Origin of the sequence: Thiomicrospira sp. (assembly GCF_036568485.1) — a bacterium.
In the GTDB taxonomy this organism is placed as follows: Bacteria; Pseudomonadota; Gammaproteobacteria; order Thiomicrospirales; family Thiomicrospiraceae; genus Thiomicrospira.
The window spans coordinates 1-3,125 of the sequence record NZ_DATCSL010000068.1 but is presented as its reverse complement, the minus strand read 5'-3'; the positions used below and the strand labels follow the sequence as shown (position 1 = coordinate 3,125).

Annotated in this window: 2 protein-coding genes and 1 pseudogene; 1 reads left to right on the top strand and 2 read right to left on the bottom strand. The window is 43.2% G+C overall.

The features are described 5' to 3' along the window. Positions 1-238 (top strand): annotated as a pseudogene (locus tag VIM91_RS07105) (ribonucleotide-diphosphate reductase subunit beta); the annotation flags it as partial. Positions 239-325: 87 nt separating this feature from the next. Here the strand turns inward: VIM91_RS07105 and VIM91_RS07100 are convergent. Together VIM91_RS07100 and VIM91_RS07095 are read right to left on the bottom strand one after the other, a co-directional pair. Further along, positions 326-2,266 carry a TIGR00341 family protein gene (locus VIM91_RS07100; RefSeq protein ID WP_331864123.1) on the bottom strand — a complete coding sequence of 647 codons (1,941 nt, stop codon included), beginning with the start codon at positions 2,264-2,266 and terminating at the stop codon, positions 326-328. A 367-nt stretch (positions 2,267-2,633) separates the two neighbouring features. Continuing rightward, positions 2,634-2,903, bottom strand: coding sequence for a helix-turn-helix transcriptional regulator (locus VIM91_RS07095; RefSeq protein WP_331864122.1), 270 nt, complete (start codon positions 2,901-2,903; stop codon positions 2,634-2,636). Between the last annotated feature and the right edge of the window lie 222 nt (positions 2,904-3,125).

Below are 3,125 nucleotides of genomic sequence, written 5' to 3'. Positions count from 1 at the left end.
TGGCCTAAATACCAGCATTTTGCAAAGCTATGTGGAATACATTACCAATGTACGGCTCAAAGCCTTAAATCTAGACCCTATCTTCCCGCAAAAAGGGAATCCTCTGCCTTGGATGAATAACTGGCTGGTGAGTGATAATGTTCAGGTCGCCCCTCAAGAGTCGGAAATCAGTTCTTACTTGGTTGGCCAGGTCAACTCCAAAGTCAGCAAAGACGACTTTGGCGACTTTTCGCTCTAAATTTAAGCTGACCACCAGGCCTGGTGGCTACAAAAAAGCCTGCTAAATGCAGGCTTTTTTATGTTTTAAAGACAACTCAATCAGCACTTAGCTAGGTGGCTGATCAGGCATCAGTAAAATGCGACGCGTAATCTCTAACTCGATATCCCGCCCTATTTTTTGCTGCATTTGACGCTGAATGACACGCAAGGTTTCGGCGCTCACATCTTCTCTCGAGGTAATATCAACCCAAACACGCACATCGCCACCAAAACGCGATTCCACATCGGTTACATCCACCTCAACATCGTTTTGTTTCGCACTCACCCATTCGACTTGATGCAGTTGACGCATCAGATTGTTTTTTTCCACCAAATCATAAAAAGACATCAACAATGGAATCGAAATTAACACCATCAAAATCAAGGTATAACTAATGCCCTTTTTCGCCCGTTTAACTGGTGAATAACCCAATACAATAAAGGTAAACGCGGCCGCTAAAGTGATACCAACCAAGTTGGTTAAAAACAATAAGAATGAACCTAACACAATCGCCCAGTCGCCCCAACCCAAGCCAATCCCAGTGACGGCCAAAGGTGGAATCAACGCCACCGCGATTGCCACACCGGCCAAAGATTTAGCCACTTCGGATCGAGCGCTGGCATAAGCCCCCGCTATACCGGAAATCACCGCCACCATTAAATCTAATAAGTTGGGATTCAAGCGCGCTGCAATTTCTGGTGTGACCGTACTTAAAGGCATTAACCACGCATAAATTGTGCCCACCAATAAGGCCACCGAGGTCCCCCAAAATAAAGTTTTTAGCGCCGTTTGCATTAAGTTTAATTCATAACGCACTACACCCATAGACAAAGAAATAATCGGCGCCATTAAGGGCGCGAGAATCATCGCACCGATAATCACCGGGCCAGAACTCATAAATAACCCCGTCGCACCTAGCAACGTACTTAACACCATTAATACGATAAAGCTTTCACTAAACAAAGCGCCGGTGCGCAAAGTAACAAATAAGTCTTTAAAATCCTCATCACTCGCGCGAGGAAAAAACGGCACCGGCTTAGTCAATAACGCGCTGGTTAAATCGCCTTGCGGTAAAGCTTTGATACGAACCTTATCCTTTTGTGTTTTGAGATCTTCATCCTCAACCTCTGTTACCTCAATGTTCCCCATGCCTCGACCTAAGTGAAAACATACGGCTTTAGGGTAAATGATTAAATCTAACTGACTCGCCTGATAAGAATAACCATCAATCCGATATTCAAATTCGCGTCCGCTCGAAGTCACGGTTAATTTACTGGTTTGAATCACCCCGACAATGCGTGACAAATCATCCATCGAAAAGCGGCGAACAAAGAAAACCACAAACATAAAATACAAATAGTTAATCAGGCTTTTAGGGGCTAATACAAACGCATTTAACTTACCGTCTTGGCTAGATAAGTTTTCGTTCACATGGTTAGCGCCTTGGCTGCGACTGTTATGCTCCAACACCAAAATACCGGTAGCGGCGGTTTGAATGTGTTGATCTTTAGCAGTAGTCAAACTGTAACTATCAAAATGAATTTGGTGCAGATTGCGCCAAAAGGCTTTGACCTTGTCCCACATGGTGGCTTCAACCGCGTTGTTTAAACCAAATACATCACCAGCGGTCACATGTTGAAAAACCGGTTCTTCATTACAAATCAATACATCGACCAATTGGCGACGATTAAAGTCCATCGCATCTTCAAGCGCTTGGCTTAAATCCTTGCTGATACCCATGCTTTTCATCGCGGCTGGGCAATGCTCGTTCGGCAGAATCGCTACACTAGGTGGTTGATCGAACAATTTAGCTCTGTTCAGCCAGTCTTTTAATTCGGCATCCGTCAGATAACTTAAAAACAAGCTATCCCCTGCTTCCACGATCTCTGCGTTAGGCTCCACAATATTGAGCGTAATGTCGACACGCTCACTTAATAGCGCTTTTATTTCATCGATGCGTTCCGATGTCGACAACTCACCCAGCAAAAGATTGATCGTTTGATACACCTCAAACCCCTCACACATTATTTGTATTAATAGTTAAAAAACTCTAATACAAATTCTAAACCACAACCAACACACTATGCGGTTTTTACTGAGCTTTATTTCAAGCTCTGTACTCACTTTTATACTCACATAAAGTAGCAACAACCAGATAGGTTAAGGAAAATAAAAAGACGTAAAATAGGCTAAAAGCCGGTAAAGACCGGAATTAGAAATAAAAAAACCCGAACATTGTCGGGTTTTATGAAGAATTTGGCGGAGAGCGGGGGATTCGAACCAAAAGCTAAAAACCTTGTTTTTAATACATTTTATTATCAATAACAGCCACTCATTACCACTTTATTACCACTTTTGTAGCGACAGACTCAGGCTAAACAGGTGAAACCTCACGCCTTCTAGTGGCTAACCAACGAGCAACCTCATGCTTAAACCAAGCGGACTGCCGTTGCGTGGTTTTGAGTGGTGGTGGAAACTCTCCGGTCTTTATCATTCTGTATATGACTGGCTTGGAGATTTTTACAAAGTCACACACCTCTTGAACGCTCATAATGGGGCTTTGATTGTGTTTGAGCACAAGCTCTAAAATACGCTCTGCTGGAATCGAATCTAAACCTGCGTCTTCATCTATGAACTCTACCATTTTTTTCTCCTTTGTTTGATACCTTTCGATACTAAATAGTGTGTCTCAGAGAAAAAAATGAACTTGGCGATGATTTTTTTTTGGGTAAGCGGATTAAATGGTTGATCTTACCTTTGCATGAGAGTGAGACAGACCGGCATCTCATCGGATTATCTGGTTGATGCTTCACCTACTGCTGGTGCATGTTTCCTTCGCTAATTCCAGCAAGAACCCCACACGCCT

Excerpts from the sequence above, each read along its gene's own strand:
- VIM91_RS07095 (WP_331864122.1), bottom strand. The coding sequence starts at position 2,903 with ATGGTAGAGTTCATAGATGAAGACGCAGGTTTAGATTCGATTCCAGCA.